This is a genomic window from Mesorhizobium sp. M1403 (genome assembly GCF_040317695.1).
In the GTDB taxonomy this organism is placed as follows: domain Bacteria; phylum Pseudomonadota; class Alphaproteobacteria; order Rhizobiales; family Rhizobiaceae; genus Mesorhizobium.
The window spans coordinates 306,446-322,449 of record NZ_JAMYKY010000002.1 but is presented as its reverse complement, the minus strand read 5'-3'; the positions used below and the strand labels follow the sequence as shown (position 1 = coordinate 322,449).

The window sequence follows — 16,004 nt, the reverse complement described above, 5'->3', positions numbered from 1 at the left end:
GCCTGGTGGCAGGCAGGTCTTGCGCAAGGCTCTTGCCAGACACATTTTGACGGTGAGGCAAGGAGATCCGACATGGACCAGATCGCAAACCCGTCACCCGGCTTTCAGCGCAATCCGGGCAAGATCATCACTATCGAGCCTTACAAGGGTACCGTGACGGTGCGCGCCGGCGATACCGTCCTCGCCTCGTCCAGCAAGGTCAAGGTGCTGACCGAATCGCCCTATTCGCCTGTTTTCTACATTCCGTTCGACGACATCGACTTCAAGCAGCTTGGCAAGACGGAACACTCGACCTATTGCCCCTATAAGGGCGATGCCAGCTATTGGAGCGTGCTGCCCGCCGGCGATGCAGGCGAGGATGCGATGTGGGCTTATGAGCGACCGTTCGACGAGATGGCCGATATCCGCGACCACGGCGCGTTCTATCCGAACAAGGTGACCATCGAGACCACGCCCGACTGATCAGTCGGTGGTGCCTTCATCGCCGACGCCGTCGGCATCGTCGAGCCGCACGAAGGTGAGGCCCTTGGCCTTCAGCGCCCGAAGTCCCTGCACCACGCCTTCGCCGGCCGTATGGGTCGGCTGGTTGATATGAGCGATGATGACGTCGCCGTCCTTTGCCGCGGCAATCCGCCGGGCGGTCTCTTTTGCGCCGAGCAATGAGCCGCCGTCGCCGTTGATTGAGAATCCGGCGATCTTGAAGCCAAGCTTGCGTATCATCGCGATTGCCGAGGGGCTGTATTCGGCGGTTGCGCCGCGAAACCATTTCGGCGCCGGCTCGCCGGTCACGGCAAGAGCGGCAGCACCCGATTCGACCTCGGCCAGCACGGCCTCCGGGCTGCCGGCACTGCGAATGCCGTAGATCTTTTGCGGCGTGTCGACGGCCGGGACGTGGCGGCCGCCATGGTTTTCCAATTCAAACAGTTCGGGATGCGCCCGCATGATCGCAACGGCGGCGGCGTTGTGCTTCAGCCAGATGCCGGTGACGAAAATGGTGGCGGGAATCTTGTTTTCCACCAGCGCCGAGAGAATCCGTGTGTCGGTCCTTCCGCCGCACGCATCGAGCGTCAGCGCGACGCGGCCGCTGCCCTCCTCGGCCTTGATGTGCAGCGTCGGTGCGACGAGCGACTGGGCGTTGCCAGGAGAGACAGCCCACAGCGACATCGCAACGGCGCAAAAATCCTTTTGGAACAGGCGCATCGATTATTTCCTGGTCGGCCGAATCAAAGTTGAAGCGGCGACCCCAAGACCGGCATCAAGGCGGAAATCGGGACGATGCCCCTGCAAAAGCGTCGGCAGCGGCAATTTGACCGCCGGCCTGACCTTTGGCAAGCGCGAGGTCACAATGCGTGCTCTACGTCCTTAACCGCATGTGAAAGGATCGCGCGCACCGCGTCGACCACTGCTTTGACCTCAAGTCGCCAGACGCAGCAGGCCTTGCTTGGATCGGGACGGCGGCACAGGTCCGTGGCTATGCACTTGCAAGGCATGGAGGGCCGCGGCGTAACACTGACCACGCCGACAGGACCCCAAACTGCGGGGTCGGTCAGGCCGAAGAGGCCGACAACCGGCGTTCCCGCGGCGGCGGCCATGTGCATCGGGCCACTCTCGTTCCCCAGAAACAGGCGTGCCTGGCCGAGGACCGCCAGCAGCGTTGCCAGCGACAGCGCCCCGACCACGTTGACGACCGGCGAAGCGGCCTTGGCGACAATGCGCTCGGCAGATGCCCGTTCACCGGGGCCGCCGACAAGGCAGGAAGTCCAACCCGGTCTGTCGCGAGAGCTCGTCGATCGCCAGGGCAAAACGCTCCGGTTGCCATTGCCGCCCCCGGAAGCTCGCTCCCGCATGAACGGCTATGAAGGCGTTACGCCGGAGATGATGCCGGTCGAAAAGCGCCAATGCCTTGGCGGTCTCCAGCGGCAGCGGCTCCTGCGCACGCACCTCTACGCCAAGCGCCTCAAGAGGCGATAGATAGCGGCAGAGATAATGCTGGCCACCAAAGCCAAACGGCTTGGCCAAGACGTTGGCGGGCTGGCGTTCCAGCCAGCGCAACGGTTTTTCGGGAGGATCATATCCGACGCGGGTCTTGGCGTTGACGAGCCTGACGATGATGCGTGAGGTTTTGGAATCGGCCAGGTCGATGGTCAGGTCAAACCGGAATCGGCGCAGAGCGCGCACCATCGCGTAAAGCTCGCGACCACGCTCCAGTGGGGTGCCACGCATCCGGGCGCGCCGGAACGCCACCACGTCCGAGGCGATGTCATGAGCCGTCAGGAAACTGGCAAAGCTCGCCTCGCAAAGGAACACGATCCTGGCCTTTGGATATTCGAGGCGCAGGTTTCTGGCGAGCGCGGAGGCGAGGACGAGATCGCCGATGAATTTCGTCTGGAGGATGAGAATCGAGCGGACGTGCGTGGGCGGGTTCTGCAACATCTGTTTCTGGCACCGGAGCGGGTTCGGGGGCCGGAAACTGGGCAGAAACGATGTCGGGATTTGGAGCCGACACACACGCACGTTCGCGTGAATTCGGTTACAAATCGGTAAGGTCAGATGCCGGTGGACTCCAACCCCTATCCGCGGCCGTTCTTTGCAGCCTACACCGCGCTAGCGCGGCGAATCTATCGGTTCATGATCGATCAGATTTAAGTCGAGGCCGCGTCCAAGACCGACCTCACGGAGCCAGGCTACGGTGCGTGCTCCATGGCCTTGGCAGTGCGTGAAAGAGCTCACGCGGTGCGCCAACAAAGCGGGTTGACCTCCAACCGCCACGCGAAAAGTCTTGTTCGCGTTCAACCAGCAGCACTGTTCTTTGCCCACACAGCTAAAAATCGCACGAGCCCAGCTTCACGACCGGCTGTTACATGCTCGAACTCTGACTCCCACGCAAACACTGATCATGGCCAGAACGAAATGAATGTTCACCGGAGTTTGTCCTGCGTCTTCTGATGCAGGTCCTGGCTTTTCGACCACCAGACAAAATACAGCGAGCCCATCTTCATCACAGGCACGCGGCGGTCGCGTTCCCGAGCCCGCAACTCACGGTAGGTCTTCATCTTCAGAGTGCCGCCAGGCAACCTGATACGCACCGCCATCGGTCCAACTCCCGTTGTGCAACGCAGCAATTTTCGTGCAATGCGGTAGGTAGAGACCTCCGCTACGGACGAGTCAACAGCACCCTCATCAACTTATTTTGCAAGCTGGCCTGCTGAGGCCGGGGCGGGCTTTCCCAGGCGCATGCCAGGCCGAAAGAATCGAGGCGTCACCCTGGCGACTGATCGTCAACCAGGCGCTGGCGGTTCGACCACCAGGTGAAATAAAGCCGGCCGATCTTGACGACGGGAATGCGGCGGGCGCGCTCGCGATCGCGCAATTCGCGGTACACTTTCACCTTCAGCGTGCCGCCCGGCATTCTGATACGCACTGCCATCGCTTCCGCCGCCCCAAGTTGTGCAATGCAGCATCGCCTTCCGTGGCGGAAGAGTCAACGCCTGCCCGCTGACTTTTTCTGGGACTTGGCGAGCGGTCTTCGGAGGTTTGGCCCGCACGGCGGTTCCTGATCCTGCATGAAGCGTCATGTCCAGTCGGGATCGTCGGGTGCGGGCTATTTCCTGGGCGAGGATTTGTTGGTCGAGGATGGGCGATCGGACATCCCGCTCGGCCACCAGATGACGAAGTAATTGCCGACCTGCCAAACCGGCAACTCGCGCTTCTGCTCGCGACGCCGCAGCTCGTCCCTTTTCTTGATCTTCAAAGTCCCGCCCGGAAGCCTGATTCTTATTGTCACGTGTCCTCCCCGTACCCCCCAAGGTACGAACGATAGACGGGAACGGTTTCATCCCGGCTAAGTAATTTCGTCCAGGTCGAGCAATTTCGGGGCCGGTAGACGCAGCGCGCCGGACCACAGCGAGATCGCCGGAACCGGCTTCATTTGAAGAAATCCGCAATGCCGTTGATGGCCAGCACCACATAGACGATCGGACCGGCGATAAACGCACAATAAAGGCAGAGGATCGCCGCCAGCACCAGCAGCAGCGGCTTGTCGCGACCGACTGCGCGGAGCTCGGACCTCACCGACCAGCGGGTCGCAGCGGTTTGTTCATCATCAGACATGTGCACCATCCCGCGGCCATTTCACACGGCGGGTCGAAAACATCAACCTTCCTTGGTGCGCGGAGGAGTCCATTAGCCAGTGCTGCAAGCAGGCCGTCACGCTCCAAAGATCGCGGCGCGTGCCACGTCCGACGTCGGGCGGCAGGCATTTCCATGGATCGATGGTTCGCCAGCGTGTCTGTCCGACATCTTTGGTCTCTATTCACGCTCCGACTTTTACAGCTTGCACTGCCGCCTGCGCAGCAGCCAGCCTGGCTATTGGCACGCGGTAGGGTGAGCACGAGACATAGTCGAGGCCGACCTTCTCGCAGAAATGGATCGAGGCTGGGTCGCCGCCATGTTCGCCGCAAATGCCGAGCTTGATGTCGGGCCGCGTCGCCCTGCCCTTCTCGGCCGCCATCCGCACCAGCTCGCCGACGCCCTCTATGTCGAGCGACACGAACGGATCCTGCTCGATGATGCCTTTTTGCCGGTAGGTCTCGAGGAACGAGGCCGCGTCGTCGCGCGAGATGCCGAAGGTGGTCTGGGTCAAATCGTTGGTGCCGAAGGAGAAGAATTCGGCCGCCTCGGCTATGACGTGAGCGCGGATCGCGGCGCGCGGCAGTTCGATCATCGTGCCGGTCAGATAACCGATCTTGACGCCGGTCTCCTCCATCACGCTTTTGGCAACGGCATCGATGCGTGCCTTGACGAAGTCGAGCTCCTTCACCAGCCCGACCAGCGGCACCATGATCTCCGGCACCACCAGCGCGCCGGCCTTCCTGCCGGCCTCGACGGCCGCCTCGAAAATGGCGCGCGCCTGCATCTCGGCGATTTCGGGATACGAGACGGCAAGCCGGCAGCCGCGATGGCCGAGCATCGGATTGAACTCGTGCAGCGCTTCGGTGCGCCGCCGGAGCTTGTCCGGCGACACGTTCATGGCGGCGGCGACTTCGGCCACCTCCTCCTCGGTCTTGGGCAGGAATTCGTGCAGCGGCGGATCGAGCAGGCGGATCGTTACCGGCAGGCCGGCCATGATCTCGAACAGTTCGAGGAAATCCGAGCGCTGCATCGGCAACAGCTTGGCCAGCGCCGTTCGCCGGTCCTTTTCCGTATCGGCCAGGATCATCTCGCGCATGGCAATGATGCGGTCGCCGTCGAAGAACATATGCTCGGTGCGGCAAAGGCCGATGCCTTCGGCGCCGAAGGAGCGCGCCATGCGCGCATCCAGCGGCGTCTCGGCGTTGGTGCGCACCTTCATGCGGCGCGCGCCGTCGGCCCATTCCATGATGGCGGCGAAATCGCCCGAGAGTTCAGGCTGCAGCATCGGTACGGCGCCCTTCAGTACCTGGCCGTTGCCGCCGTCGATCGTGATGATATCGCCCTTGCGGAACGTCGCTCCCATCGCCATCAGCGTGCCGGCCTTGTAGTCGACGCGCAGCGAGCCGGCGCCCGAAACGCAAGGCTTGCCCATGCCGCGCGCCACCACGGCGGCGTGGCTGGTCATGCCGCCGCGCGTCGTCAGGATGCCTTCGGCCGCGTGCATGCCATGGATGTCTTCGGGGCTGGTCTCGATGCGCACCAGGATCGCCTTGCGGCCTTGCGTCTTGGCCTCCTCGGCGTCGTTCGATGAAAACACCATCTCGCCGGTCGCAGCGCCCGGCGAGGCCGGCAGGCCGACGCCGATAATGTCGCGCGCCGCTTTTGGATCGATTGTCGGATGGAGCAACTGGTCGAGCGAGGCCGGATCGATGCGGGCGACGGCCTCTTCTTTCGAAATCAGTCCATCCCTGGCCATGTCGACGGCAATCTTCAGCGCCGCCTTGGCGGTGCGCTTGCCTGACCTGGTCTGCAGCATCCACAATTTGCCGCGCTCGATGGTAAATTCGAGATCCTGCATGTCGCGGTAGTGCTTTTCCAGGCGGTCGGAGATACTGACGAAAGCCTGGAAGGCGTCCGGCATCAGTTTCTGCAGCGACGGCTTGTCGGAGCCGGCCGCAATGCGCGCCGCCTCGGTGATGTTTTGCGGCGTGCGGATGCCGGCAACGACATCCTCGCCCTGCGCATTGACCAGGAACTCGCCATAGAGCTGCTTTTCGCCGGTCGACGGATTGCGCGTGAAGGCAACGCCGGTGGCCGAGGTATCGCCCATATTGCCGAAGACCATGGCCTGGACATTGACCGCAGTGCCCCAGCTTTCGGGAATGTCGTGCAGGCGCCGATAGGTGATCGCGCGGTTGTTCATCCAGCTGGAAAACACCGCGCCGATGGCGCCCCAAAGCTGCTCATGCGGATCCTGCGGAAACGGCTTGCCGAGCTCCTCCTCGACCTTCGCCTTATAGAGCGCAATCACGCCTTGCCATTCGATGGCTGTCAGCTCGGTGTCGAGCTCATGGCCAAGCCCGCCCTTCTGGTCTTCGAGGATTTCCTCGAACACCTCATGGTCGAGCCCCATGACGACATCGGAATACATCTGGATGAAACGGCGGTAGCTGTCATAGGCAAAGCGCGGATCGCCTGAATCGGCGGCCAGTGCTTCGACCGTCTCATCGTTCAGGCCGAGATTGAGCACGGTGTCCATCATGCCGGGCATGGAAGCGCGGGCGCCGGAGCGCACCGACACCAAGAGCAGTTTCGAGGGATCGCCGAAGCGGCGCCCGGTCAGCCGGCCGATGTGGTCAAGCGCGACCGCAACATCCGCTTGCAGCGAGGGCGGATAGGTGTGGCCATTGGCGTAATAGGCGTTGCAGACCTCGGTGGTGATGGTGAAGCCCGGTGGCACCGGCAGGCCCAGGCTGCACATTTCGGCAAGATTGGCACCCTTGCCGCCGAGCAGATTGCGGTCGCCGGCACGGCCTTCCGCGGCGCCGTCGCCAAAGGTGTAGACCCACTTGGTCATGCTTGCTCCCCGGTTGCAGGAGATTGGAAATATAGGCAAATCGAGCGATATGACGCTGCAGTGCGAAAGGCAAGGCATCGGCCAAGCCGGCCGGCCTCTACAATCGATTAAGGAAAAGCTGCGCCGAAAAGACTTGCTTTTTGGAAAGCTTTGTTTTAGAACATACCATGAACAAAGCGCAGAACTATGAGAATGACCGGAAGGCTCGATTATCTGGAAATGCCGGCGACGGGCGGCACGCTGGACAGCGTGAAGGCTTTCTAAAGCGGGGCCTTCTCGTGGTCGTTCACGGATTACTGGCCGACCTATTCAGCCTTTGCCGAAGGGCCGGACGGCTGATTTCAGGCGGATGGCCAAGATGCACCGGGCAAGCCGCCCGTGCTCTATTCCGAAAGGCTGGAGAAAACATTGAGCGCCGTCGAGAATACCGGCGGCACCGTCGTCAAGGCGATCTTTTCATTGCCCGGCGGCAGGCGGCTCCATTTCGTCGATCCGGCTGGCAATGAAATGGCGGCGCGGGGTGAATAGGCCCGTTCAACGCGACGCTTTGCAAAACTGGTGGGGCGGTCGCGCATAGTCGATATGTCGGCATTGAGCTTTCTCCCGGCTCGTCCTATAAGGCCGCGCGCACAGCGGGCACGCTCCGGCTGTTGGGGCGTCGCCAAGTGGTAAGGCATCGGTTTTTGGTACCGACATTCCCAGGTTCGAATCCTGGCGCCCCAGCCAATTCTCAGAGGGTCCATTCTGGACACATGGGTGACAGATTGTACCTAAGACATGGCGAAGTGCACCCCTCGGGGGAGACAGAGATCAGTAACAGTTCTCCGTTTCTAAGATTGCGGCACGGGCTTCCCGCCGCAACCGCATTAGGCTGGCTTCATATTCATCCGGCGATCGATAATTGATCGCGGAATGTAGGCGCTGCTTGTTTTACACGGCGTCGATGAATTCGCCGATCCTGTTCCTTGCATCGCCGATGTCGCGATAGGCTCGGCCGTCGGCTTCCTCCTCCTTCAACGTTCGCATGAAGCGCTCGGCCTTGGCATTGTCGTAGGGATTGCCCACCCGGCTCATGCTCGGCTGGATGTCGTGTGCCGCAAGTCGTGCGGTGTACTCGGCACAGGCATACTGCACATCGCGATCGCTGTGATAGCCGTGGCAGCAAGTTCAGTCGATTTTAGCGACATGCGGTGCGATTGTTGCAGGGAAGATTTGTGCCAGATCATGTTGTTGGGCCCCTCCTGCCAAGGCTCAGTTGCGAGGGACCATTGTTGAACAAAATGAGATCGCACTCGGTCACCGTGAGAATGGCTTTTTTCGTTACGCTTCTTGCGGTTGTTGTGCTAGCGCTTCTGCTTGTGTCTCCTCTTAAGGAATTCGGACTGGACGCAGGTTTCCATTACGACAAACTAAATCACCGGATCGCTTTTGCCGTGTTGATGTTTGTCGGCGGCCTTGGTTGGCCTGAACGCAAAACAACTCTGATAATTTCCCTGGCTTTGATTGTCGCCGTCATCGAAGTCCTTCAAGGCACCAGCGTAAGACGGGATCTTAATATGCTTGATTTAGCTGCCGATAGCATTGGAATCGTGTGCGGCCTGGTAACCCTCAGCTGTGCCAATCTACTCACTCGACAGGCAGTCTAAGAATCATCTCATCCCTGCCTCCATATCGTGGATTGTTCACCATGTGATGACCACAAGGTCTTCAATGTGTGTGAAATCGCGCTCATTCGCCATGACGACCACTTGAAGCGGCCGCCGTTACGCTTGGCCTGGTGAATAGTGCACTGGGCCACGTCAAGCAAGCCGAGAGAACAGATTGGGAGCAGCCGGAAGTGATCTCGCACACGCTGGCGCATTATGTTGATTTCGTCGGCGGCGTCTCGAAGCCGCTCGAGCTGCCATTCGATTTCGCCAAGATCGACCGGCTGGCGATCTCGGCCTGCGGCACCGCTTATCTCGCCGGGCTGATCAGCAAATACTGGTTCGAGCGCTATGCGCGGCTGCCGGTCGACATCGATGTCACTTCGGAGTTCCGCTACCGCGAGATGCCGCTGTCGAAGAACGATGCCGCTTTCTTCATCTCGCAATCGGGTGAGACCGCCGACACGCTGGCGTCGCTGCGCTACTGCCGCAAGGCTGGCATGAAGATCGGCGTCGCCTCGACCAAGGCGTTCACCTGCCAGCTTTCCGTACTGGCCTAAGACGTTCGGCCGCGGCTGGACTGCGCGCGTCGCCGAGGTGCGCTCGATCGGCAAGGCATGGGCCACCGACGAGGTGCCGCAGGACGCACGTTTTGTCGCCGGTGGCCAGGCGAAGGCGTTCGTCGAGGATGCCAACGTTGCGCCCTCCTTGGCTCCGGCCGACCGGGCAACCGGCGGCGGCATCGGCGGCGGCTGCCTGGCCGGCACGCTGACCGAGCTCCAGAACCAGATCTCGCCGCTCTCCTATTCGAGCGAGTTGATCGGCAAGGTCGTCGTTGTCCTGGCGTGTGCGAGCGCCGTGCTGGTCATCGGCGGCATTGCCTATCGCAGGTACGTGACCCGCAAGGCACCTCGCCCAGGCGCTCGGCACGGTGCCGGTATGAGGCAGTTTCTCATCTCGGCCGCCGGCGCCGCCCTCGGCACCGGCTGGCGCTCGGCGTCGCGTTCGCGGTGCTGTGGTGGAGGCTGGCGCTGTGATCGGCATCGTCACGCTCATCGCCGGCACCCTTGGCGTCAACCGCCAGCTCGCCGGCATGATCGCCGTAGCTGCAACCATTCTCGTCGCCTCCGGCGCGATCTGGGGCGGCTACGAACTCATCAGGCACAAGGTGCGGACGAGCTGCGCGCCAAGATCGAAAAGGAGAATACCGATGCGATCCATAAGGGCGTTGACGCTCGCACGTCTCTTGACCAGTGCATCGACGCGGACGGCGTATACGACTTCAAACGTCAGCGGTGTAACGCCGCTACGCTCGGCCCTCGGTAACAGCTTGCCGGGCGCGCAGGGCAAGAGGGCAAGACGGTGGCCAATCAGAACAGGATCGACCGTAGCATTGCGCCTGGCTGCGCCATTAAGCTCTACACGCCGGCCGAGTGCGACCGGCACAGCGAAGCCAGTGCGGCGCGCCGGACCGAACTGAAATGATCACTGGCCGGATTGTCGAACGCTTTCGCGAGCGCGTCTCCGAATGATTTTGCGCTTCCTACCTGTTCATCTGGAGCGCGACGTTGCTGCATCCCAGCGACGCCTTTTCCGCCCCAGGCTATGCGTTCGTTCGCTAGTTTGGCGAGAACGAGATGGGTTGGACGCTTGGCGCATCGGCCTTCATCACGGCATCTTGAGCGCCGGGCTAGGCCTCAATATCCTGCTTTCCCTGCTGGCGCTCTACTGCCTCTACTGGATCGCGGCGGATAAGCGGACAAATGGTGATGGACAGTGCAGGCATACCCGAATGGCTCATGTGGATCGGTGCGTAGATAGGTTCCATGCTGCAGCGTTCGTCTTACGCATGGCCTGGAAGTCAGCGGGCGCGAGAAAAACAGAAAAAAGGTCTGGACACCGGAAAGACCTTCACACTTGACGCAGCGCATTGTCGACAGCTCCTCCGTCAACAAGCACCTAACGTCAATCGAAGCGGCTATCGTCGAGACAGTTACGCAGCGCCTCGATGCGGAGACGACCAGGCAACTAGGTAACCGCATGGTCGAAGCAGTGAACCGCCTCGTCGACGAGACCAGCGACCTGCGCCGCGAAGTCGGGGATTTGGCGAAGGAAGTCGCCAGGCGCAAGTGATCCGCGCCGAAACAGCTAGAGTCAATCAGGTTGTTGCGCAGCCGAACGCACGAAATAAGCGTCATAGTGAAACGTTGCTGTAGCAGGAATGGCTGTCTCTTCTATAAAGCCGTTTCGGCTCATGATTGATCTCGCGGATAGAACGTTTTGAACGCTGCTATCATTTAGCGTTGACAGTTCGATTATTGCATCTGTTATTCGGGGGAACAACCCAGCCCGCTCGATAGTAGTAAGTACGTCTGCCTCGCTGCCTTCAACGTCAATCTTAATTACGATACGTTCGGTGGACTTTCCAAGCAGTAGACCCAAGTGCATCGGGGAGACCACGAATGCAAGAACTTCATGGTCCACGCGATCCCTCGTTTTCTCGACTACATGCGACACTCCAGAATGCTTAGGGTCGAATGACATAGCAACAAAACCCGCATCAGAGGTCGAGACAGCCCCGCAAATCGGCGTTACTTTCGCTGCTTCATTGATTGCTATGTTCTGGACCAGAACAGAGAACGTTGACGGAACTGGCTCGATAGCAATGACCTGATCACATTCTGGCCGGGCAGCAGCGAGCAAGCTGTACAAGCCAGCATTTGCGCCAATGTCAAGGAAGACAAACGGCCCGTCGATTGCGTGGAGCTTGTCAGAGATAAATGATCCGTAATGTCCTAACGCAGAGGCGATAAACGTCAAATCACCCCGTCGCTTCATCATCCTCGGACCATAGAAAGTCTTAACCGACTTGGTTGGGGTCGTAAAGATGGCGGCCTTTCGTACGAGATCTATGATGCGCGAAGCCGTTAACGGTCTGTTTTTGTACATTATTGGAGATTTGGTCCGTGCGATCATGGTGTAAGTCCTTCGGCTTTCGAACGCGTTTGCGTGCGAGGCTAGCTCGTCCCGCGCAACGCATTCTAGACTAGTTGAGCGGTAGCACGGCGAGATGCAGCCGACCAGCGGCGGCTTTTGACCGGCCCCGTAAAAATCTTTGCGCTCGCCAACCTCGTCCACAGATACTGGACTATGAACTCAGACGGCGGTTCGAGCCGGACTGTCAGCATCGGGCTAAGGGCGATGCGACACGTAGTTGCTGGCGCGATGAGGTAGAGGCACTTACTCACAACTTTGCTAATAGAAAGCTAATAGAAAGCGGCCTCCCAGCGGCAGATGCCAAAAGTGACGATCTCCCGTATCGCTCATTCGAGGATCTGATCCGCCATCAGATGAACACCGGCTCACATTTGTCCACAACAAATTAGGCGAGTTCACAGAGACGGTGACTCGGCCATACCTCTAGCTTAATTTTCGGCAGTATCGCCAATAAGTGGTTGGCGCGCCGAATCCTTATAATTCTTTTGACATAATTTGGTCTTTCTAGAGTACCACCCAAGTTATTTTCAGTTTTCTTCTTCTACGTTGTTTTTCTACGTTAGTTTTGGTATAAGACAAATCTGAATATCGTCATACAATGCCGGTAAAATATTTCCCATCAATAATAAATTCGACACATATCGGTAGAATTTCAAATCCGGGGTGCGACAATCCTGCCACCGATCAACCATTCTATCAGGGCGTGCAGGTATGTGATTTGGCGCTAATATACACCTTCTAGTAGGCAGACATCCGCGGGGGCGCTATCGAATCAAAATGAGGGACTATGGATGGCGACTCTCCATTACACGTCGGGCGGGTCCGGCACGGACATCGCAAAAGCCGGATTCAATCTGGCTAGCGTGCAATATGTTGACCAGGTCAACGAGATGCCAGAGGGCATGAAAGGCTTGGTCTACCTCGACGAGGCCAACGGCGTAACCCAATCCTTTATCGACAAGGTTACTCCTTTCCTCGGCAATCCTAACGTATTTGGGTTCTTCCTTGTCGACGAGCCGGATCCCACCGGCCAGTGGGGTACCTACGCCTCTGCCGCGAATCTGAAGGCAGAATCCGACTGGATCCATGAGCATTTTCCAGGCGCCAAGACCTACATCACAATGATGAGCTTGGGGACGTCGGCGAATCCGGATTTTAGGGGCACGTACAATCCCGCTAATACGGGTATCGATTACTACGGCATAGATGTCTATCCCGTCCGCACGGATGGCCCGGTCGACTACAACATGATCGACAAATTCGTCGCCGCCGCTCAGGCATCGGGCATCCCGACGAGCCAGATCGTTCCGGGCTACCAGGCGTTTGGAGGCGGCGAGTATAACACCGACATGGGTGGCAAATATGTCGTGCCCACCGCCGCCCAGATGGAAACCATGATGGAGCACTGGGCCAAGCTGGTTCCGTCACCCGCCTTCGACTACGCATACGCCTGGGGGTCGCAGCGAGGCGACACCGCGCTCGAGAGCTCCCCGGAACTGCAGGCCGTTTTCCGGGACCACAACCTTGCGACGACGGGGACCACTCCGCCTCCCGTCGACACAAGCGACACCTTGTATGGCACCAGCGGCGACGATGTGTTTCACGGGGCCGGCGGCCACACAATGATCGGCTATGCCGGCAATGACACCTATTATGTCGACGATGTCCGCGACAAGGAGGTTGAAGCGGCGGGCGGCGGCACAGACAAAGCATTCGCCTCCGTAAGTCATGCCCTTGCTGCCGGCTCCGAGATCGAGCTTCTCGCCGCCAGCAGCCCGTCCGGCACGACGGCGATCAACCTGACCGGCAATGCGTTCGCCCAGACCATCCAGGGCAATGCCGGCGCTAATATCATCAACGGGGGCGGCGGCGCTGACAAGATGGCCGGCTATGGGGGCAATGACACCTATTACGTCGACAATGCCGGTGACAAGGTGATTGAGGCGGTAGGCGGCGGCACTGACAAAGTCTTCAGTGCGATGAGCTATGCCCTTGCTGCTGGATCATCGATCCAGCTTCTCGCGACCACGAACGCGTCCGGCACGACAGCCACTAACCTGACTGGCAACGAGTTTGCCCAGACCATCCAGGGCAATGCCGGCGCCAATGTCCTCAACGGCCTCGGCGGCGCCGATACGATGGCCGGCTATGGGGGCAATGACACCTATTATGTCGACAGTGCCGGTGACAGGGTGATTGAGGCGGTAGGCAGCGGAACGGACAAGGTGCTCGCTTCGGTGAGCCATGCTCTTGCGGCCGGCTCGTCGATCCAGTTTTTGGCGGCCACGAACGCATCCGGCACGACGGCAATCAATCTCACAGGCAACGAGTTCGCCCAGACCATCCAGGGCAATGCCGGCGCCAATGTCATCAACGGCCTCGGCGGCGCCGATACGATGGCCGGCTATGGGGGCAATGACACCTATTATGTCGACAATGCCGGTGACAGGGTGATTGAGGCGGTAAGCAGCGGAACGGACAAGGTGCTCGCTTCGGTGAGCCATGCTCTTGCGGCCGGCTCGTCGATCCAGTTTTTGGCGACCACGAACGCATCCGGCACCACGGCAATCAATCTCACAGGCAACGAGTTCGCCCAGACGATCCAAGGCAATGCCGGTGTCAATGTCATCAAAGGCGGCGGCGGTACCGACATTTTGACCGGCAACGGAGGCGATGATGCTTTCGTATTCAATAGCGCTCTTGGAGCCGGCAATATCGACAGGATAACCGACTTCAACAAGGCCCAGGACGAGGTTCAGCTCGATCACGTCATTTTTGCCGGGCTAAAGCTGGGTGGCCTTTCATCCGATGCTTTCTTTGCTGGCACCGCCGCGCATGATAGCTCCGACCATATCATCTACAACAGCTCAACCGGAGCGCTCTCTTTCGACAGCGACGGGATTGGCGGCGCGGCTCAAATACAGTTCGCCACCCTCTCTCCAGGTATGTCGCTTGCGGCAGGTTCATTCCTTGTGATCTGAGCGACCAAAACGGCGGACCTTCAACTCGAGCGGTCCGCCCTCCGTCTTTGGTCAGCGGGCAGTTCGATGGTGATCTTGACCGGCCGGTCAATAGCGGAGCGTCTCAGATTGGTCATGAATGCTTCTCCAAAGCTTTGGCGATACGCGCCAGATCGTTGAGCGCCGAGCGGATTTGCGGCCACGGGAACTCGAAGCATTCCTCCCAGGCCTCACCCTCGCGCAACACGGCATCGAGCTTGCCCGCCACACCGGCGAGCGTCGTGGCGGGCGTGGTTGAGAACGCTTCCAGCAGATCCTGCGCCCGCTCACCAGCCTCGCGCTCGGCTTTGACTGCTACGGTGTAACGGGTCTCCTCGGCAGCCGCGTCCCAGCGTGCCTGATGGGCCGCGAAATCAGCTTCGGCCTTCTGGCGAAGAGCCGCCACATCTGGCCCTTTGCCGAGCACTTCATTGAGCTCCTCGATCGAGTGGACCGTCACGTCCTTACCAGCGGTCAGGCGGACGGTCACACACGGCAAGCCGACGCTCTCGACAAGCCTCGTTTCCAGTCGCTGCTGCCTGCGGCAAAGCCGCTCGGTTAGGTCGTGGGCTGTCTGCCATTCCCGCCAGAGCGCTAGCGCTGGGTCGGGCGGCATACTCATTGCAGCTTCGTTGCCGGCAAACGCACTGTTCTCAAGCATCACAGTTGTGGATGTTATCATCCCTCCTGCAAGCACTTGCCTGCGGGTGACGAAAGGCAGAGTCGTGTTATCGTCGGAATCAGCCATGATCCGAGCTCCTCAGCAGCTTGGGTTGTGGTCAGGCCGAGCGGGATGGTGGAAACATCCTGTTCGGCCGCGAACAATGTCGCTAAATTATTTGGCAATTTGACAAACAGTGCACGCATTGTCAATGCGAGAGGTAAATATTTGACTTATAGTAAAATATCTGCTGCACAGTGTCGGGGCGCTCGCGCTATGTTGGGGATGAGTCAGAGCGAGCTCGCGGAAGCCGCCCAGGTATCACGGCCCACCGTAGTTGATTTTGAGCGAGGCGCCCGGGTCCCACATCGGAACAATATTGCAGCTCTCAGGCAAGCATTAGAGGCTGCCGGTATCGAGTTCATCCCCGAGAACGGCGGCGGGCCCGGCGTGCGGCTTGCGGGGCGATCTGACGGCAGATGATCTCTACAGAAATGAGTCAGTCTGGCACCTTGATCAGTCATGAGTAAACCTTGTTTTATAATGGCTTTTGCCCAAAATGCCTCTCTGTTTCTCGGCAAGCTCGAACAACGCTCACGCCGTGAACCATGTAGCGGAAAACGAACTGGCGGGTCAGCGCCACAAGCGTCTCGGCTCCCTCAGGGACAATACGGCCGCCCGCTATGAGGTCGAGGGTCGTCGTCCCAGTTCGA

At 59.8% G+C, this 16,004-nt stretch carries 16 protein-coding genes, 1 tRNA gene and 2 pseudogenes; 9 read left to right on the top strand and 10 right to left on the bottom strand.

Annotation, left to right across the window (positions count from 1 at the left end; all coding sequences use genetic code 11):
- Positions 1-72: 72 nt before the first annotated feature.
- Positions 73-462 (top strand): DUF427 domain-containing protein, encoded by a 390-nt coding sequence (locus NKH01_RS06260; RefSeq protein WP_353019558.1) that lies wholly within the window; start codon positions 73-75, stop codon positions 460-462.
- Here the strand turns inward: NKH01_RS06260 and NKH01_RS06255 are convergent, their stop codons facing one another.
- From NKH01_RS06255 to ppdK, 7 genes are all read right to left on the bottom strand, one after another.
- Positions 463-1,200: a polysaccharide deacetylase family protein gene (locus NKH01_RS06255; protein WP_353019556.1), complete on the bottom strand. Its 738-nt coding sequence runs from the start codon at positions 1,198-1,200 to the stop codon at positions 463-465.
- 140 nt (positions 1,201-1,340) lie between these two features.
- Positions 1,341-1,847, bottom strand: a complete 507-nt coding sequence (locus tag NKH01_RS06250; protein ID WP_353019554.1) for a glycosyltransferase family 9 protein — start codon at positions 1,845-1,847, stop codon at positions 1,341-1,343.
- Positions 1,732-2,433 carry a glycosyltransferase family 9 protein gene (locus NKH01_RS06245; RefSeq protein ID WP_352917105.1) on the bottom strand — a complete coding sequence of 234 codons (702 nt, stop codon included), beginning with the start codon at positions 2,431-2,433 and terminating at the stop codon, positions 1,732-1,734. Before NKH01_RS06245 ends, NKH01_RS06250 begins: the two co-directional genes overlap by 116 nt.
- Positions 2,434-2,918: 485 nt before the next feature.
- Complete coding sequence (locus tag NKH01_RS06240) at positions 2,919-3,092, bottom strand: hypothetical protein (RefSeq protein ID WP_353019552.1); 174 nt, start codon at positions 3,090-3,092, stop codon at positions 2,919-2,921.
- Positions 3,093-3,259: 167 nt separating this feature from the next.
- The gene (locus NKH01_RS06235; RefSeq protein WP_352465313.1) at positions 3,260-3,427 is read right to left on the bottom strand and encodes a hypothetical protein; all 168 of its coding nucleotides are present in this window, start codon (positions 3,425-3,427) and stop codon (positions 3,260-3,262) included.
- Between the two features lie 497 nt (positions 3,428-3,924).
- Positions 3,925-4,110 carry a hypothetical protein gene (locus tag NKH01_RS06230; protein WP_353019550.1) on the bottom strand — a complete coding sequence of 62 codons (186 nt, stop codon included), beginning with the start codon at positions 4,108-4,110 and terminating at the stop codon, positions 3,925-3,927.
- Positions 4,111-4,312: 202 nt separating this feature from the next.
- Positions 4,313-6,988: a pyruvate, phosphate dikinase gene (gene ppdK, locus NKH01_RS06225; RefSeq protein ID WP_353019547.1), complete on the bottom strand. Its 2,676-nt coding sequence runs from the start codon at positions 6,986-6,988 to the stop codon at positions 4,313-4,315.
- Positions 6,989-7,174: 186 nt separating this feature from the next.
- On the opposite strand from ppdK, the pseudogene NKH01_RS06220 reads away from it, so the two are divergent.
- Together NKH01_RS06220 and NKH01_RS06215 are read left to right on the top strand one after the other, a co-directional pair.
- Positions 7,175-7,516: pseudogene (locus NKH01_RS06220) on the top strand (VOC family protein).
- A gap of 123 nt (positions 7,517-7,639) precedes the next feature.
- A tRNA-Gln gene (locus NKH01_RS06215) sits at positions 7,640-7,714 on the top strand.
- A gap of 204 nt (positions 7,715-7,918) precedes the next feature.
- On the opposite strand, the gene NKH01_RS06210 is transcribed toward NKH01_RS06215, so the two are convergent.
- Positions 7,919-8,122 carry an integrase core domain-containing protein gene (locus NKH01_RS06210; RefSeq protein WP_353019544.1) on the bottom strand — a complete coding sequence of 68 codons (204 nt, stop codon included), beginning with the start codon at positions 8,120-8,122 and terminating at the stop codon, positions 7,919-7,921.
- Between the two features lie 173 nt (positions 8,123-8,295).
- On the opposite strand from NKH01_RS06210, the gene NKH01_RS06205 reads away from it, so the two are divergent.
- The 4 genes and pseudogenes from NKH01_RS06205 (at position 8,296) to NKH01_RS06190 (ending at position 10,767) form a co-directional block, all read left to right on the top strand.
- Positions 8,296-8,634, top strand: a complete 339-nt coding sequence (locus NKH01_RS06205; RefSeq protein ID WP_353019542.1) for a VanZ family protein — start codon at positions 8,296-8,298, stop codon at positions 8,632-8,634.
- A 95-nt stretch (positions 8,635-8,729) separates the two neighbouring features.
- A pseudogene (locus tag NKH01_RS06200) lies at positions 8,730-9,191 on the top strand (SIS domain-containing protein); the annotation flags it as partial.
- A 40-nt stretch (positions 9,192-9,231) separates the two neighbouring features.
- Positions 9,232-9,960 (top strand): hypothetical protein, encoded by a 729-nt coding sequence (locus NKH01_RS06195; protein WP_353019540.1) that lies wholly within the window; start codon positions 9,232-9,234, stop codon positions 9,958-9,960.
- A 591-nt stretch (positions 9,961-10,551) separates the two neighbouring features.
- On the top strand, positions 10,552-10,767 hold the full coding sequence (locus NKH01_RS06190; RefSeq protein ID WP_353019538.1) for a hypothetical protein: 216 nt from the start codon (positions 10,552-10,554) through the stop codon (positions 10,765-10,767).
- Between the two features lie 21 nt (positions 10,768-10,788).
- Here NKH01_RS06190 and NKH01_RS06185 read toward each other — a convergent pair whose 3' ends face one another.
- Positions 10,789-11,610, bottom strand: a complete 822-nt coding sequence (locus tag NKH01_RS06185) for an FkbM family methyltransferase (RefSeq protein WP_353019535.1) — start codon at positions 11,608-11,610, stop codon at positions 10,789-10,791.
- An 812-nt stretch (positions 11,611-12,422) separates the two neighbouring features.
- On the opposite strand from NKH01_RS06185, the gene NKH01_RS06180 reads away from it, so the two are divergent.
- A complete protein-coding gene (locus NKH01_RS06180; RefSeq protein ID WP_353019532.1) occupies positions 12,423-14,612 on the top strand; it encodes a calcium-binding protein in 2,190 nt (729 codons plus the stop codon).
- 112 nt (positions 14,613-14,724) lie between these two features.
- Here NKH01_RS06180 and NKH01_RS06175 read toward each other — a convergent pair whose 3' ends face one another.
- Entirely contained in the window at positions 14,725-15,378 is a 654-nt protein-coding gene (locus tag NKH01_RS06175) for a hypothetical protein (protein WP_353019529.1), read from the bottom strand.
- 45 nt (positions 15,379-15,423) lie between these two features.
- Here NKH01_RS06175 and NKH01_RS06170 point away from each other — a divergent pair, with 45 nt between their 5' ends.
- Positions 15,424-15,774, top strand: a complete 351-nt coding sequence (locus tag NKH01_RS06170; protein ID WP_353019526.1) for a helix-turn-helix transcriptional regulator — start codon at positions 15,424-15,426, stop codon at positions 15,772-15,774.
- Positions 15,775-16,004: the final 230 nt, after the last annotated feature.

Coding starts and splice junctions, on each gene's coding strand:
- NKH01_RS06260 (WP_353019558.1), top strand. CDS start 73: ATGGACCAGATCGCAAACCCGTCACCCGGCTTTCAGCGCAATCCGGGC.
- NKH01_RS06255 (WP_353019556.1), bottom strand. CDS start 1,200: ATGCGCCTGTTCCAAAAGGATTTTTGCGCCGTTGCGATGTCGCTGTGG.
- NKH01_RS06250 (WP_353019554.1), bottom strand. CDS start 1,847: ATGCGGGAGCGAGCTTCCGGGGGCGGCAATGGCAACCGGAGCGTTTTG.
- NKH01_RS06245 (WP_352917105.1), bottom strand. CDS start 2,433: ATGTTGCAGAACCCGCCCACGCACGTCCGCTCGATTCTCATCCTCCAG.
- NKH01_RS06240 (WP_353019552.1), bottom strand. CDS start 3,092: ATGGCGGTGCGTATCAGGTTGCCTGGCGGCACTCTGAAGATGAAGACC.
- NKH01_RS06235 (WP_352465313.1), bottom strand. CDS start 3,427: ATGGCAGTGCGTATCAGAATGCCGGGCGGCACGCTGAAGGTGAAAGTG.
- NKH01_RS06230 (WP_353019550.1), bottom strand. CDS start 4,110: ATGTCTGATGATGAACAAACCGCTGCGACCCGCTGGTCGGTGAGGTCC.
- ppdK (WP_353019547.1), bottom strand. CDS start 6,988: ATGACCAAGTGGGTCTACACCTTTGGCGACGGCGCCGCGGAAGGCCGT.
- NKH01_RS06205 (WP_353019542.1), top strand. CDS start 8,296: ATGGCTTTTTTCGTTACGCTTCTTGCGGTTGTTGTGCTAGCGCTTCTG.
- NKH01_RS06185 (WP_353019535.1), bottom strand. CDS start 11,610: ATGATCGCACGGACCAAATCTCCAATAATGTACAAAAACAGACCGTTA.
- NKH01_RS06180 (WP_353019532.1), top strand. CDS start 12,423: ATGGCGACTCTCCATTACACGTCGGGCGGGTCCGGCACGGACATCGCA.
- NKH01_RS06175 (WP_353019529.1), bottom strand. CDS start 15,378: ATGGCTGATTCCGACGATAACACGACTCTGCCTTTCGTCACCCGCAGG.
- NKH01_RS06170 (WP_353019526.1), top strand. CDS start 15,424: ATGGTGGAAACATCCTGTTCGGCCGCGAACAATGTCGCTAAATTATTT.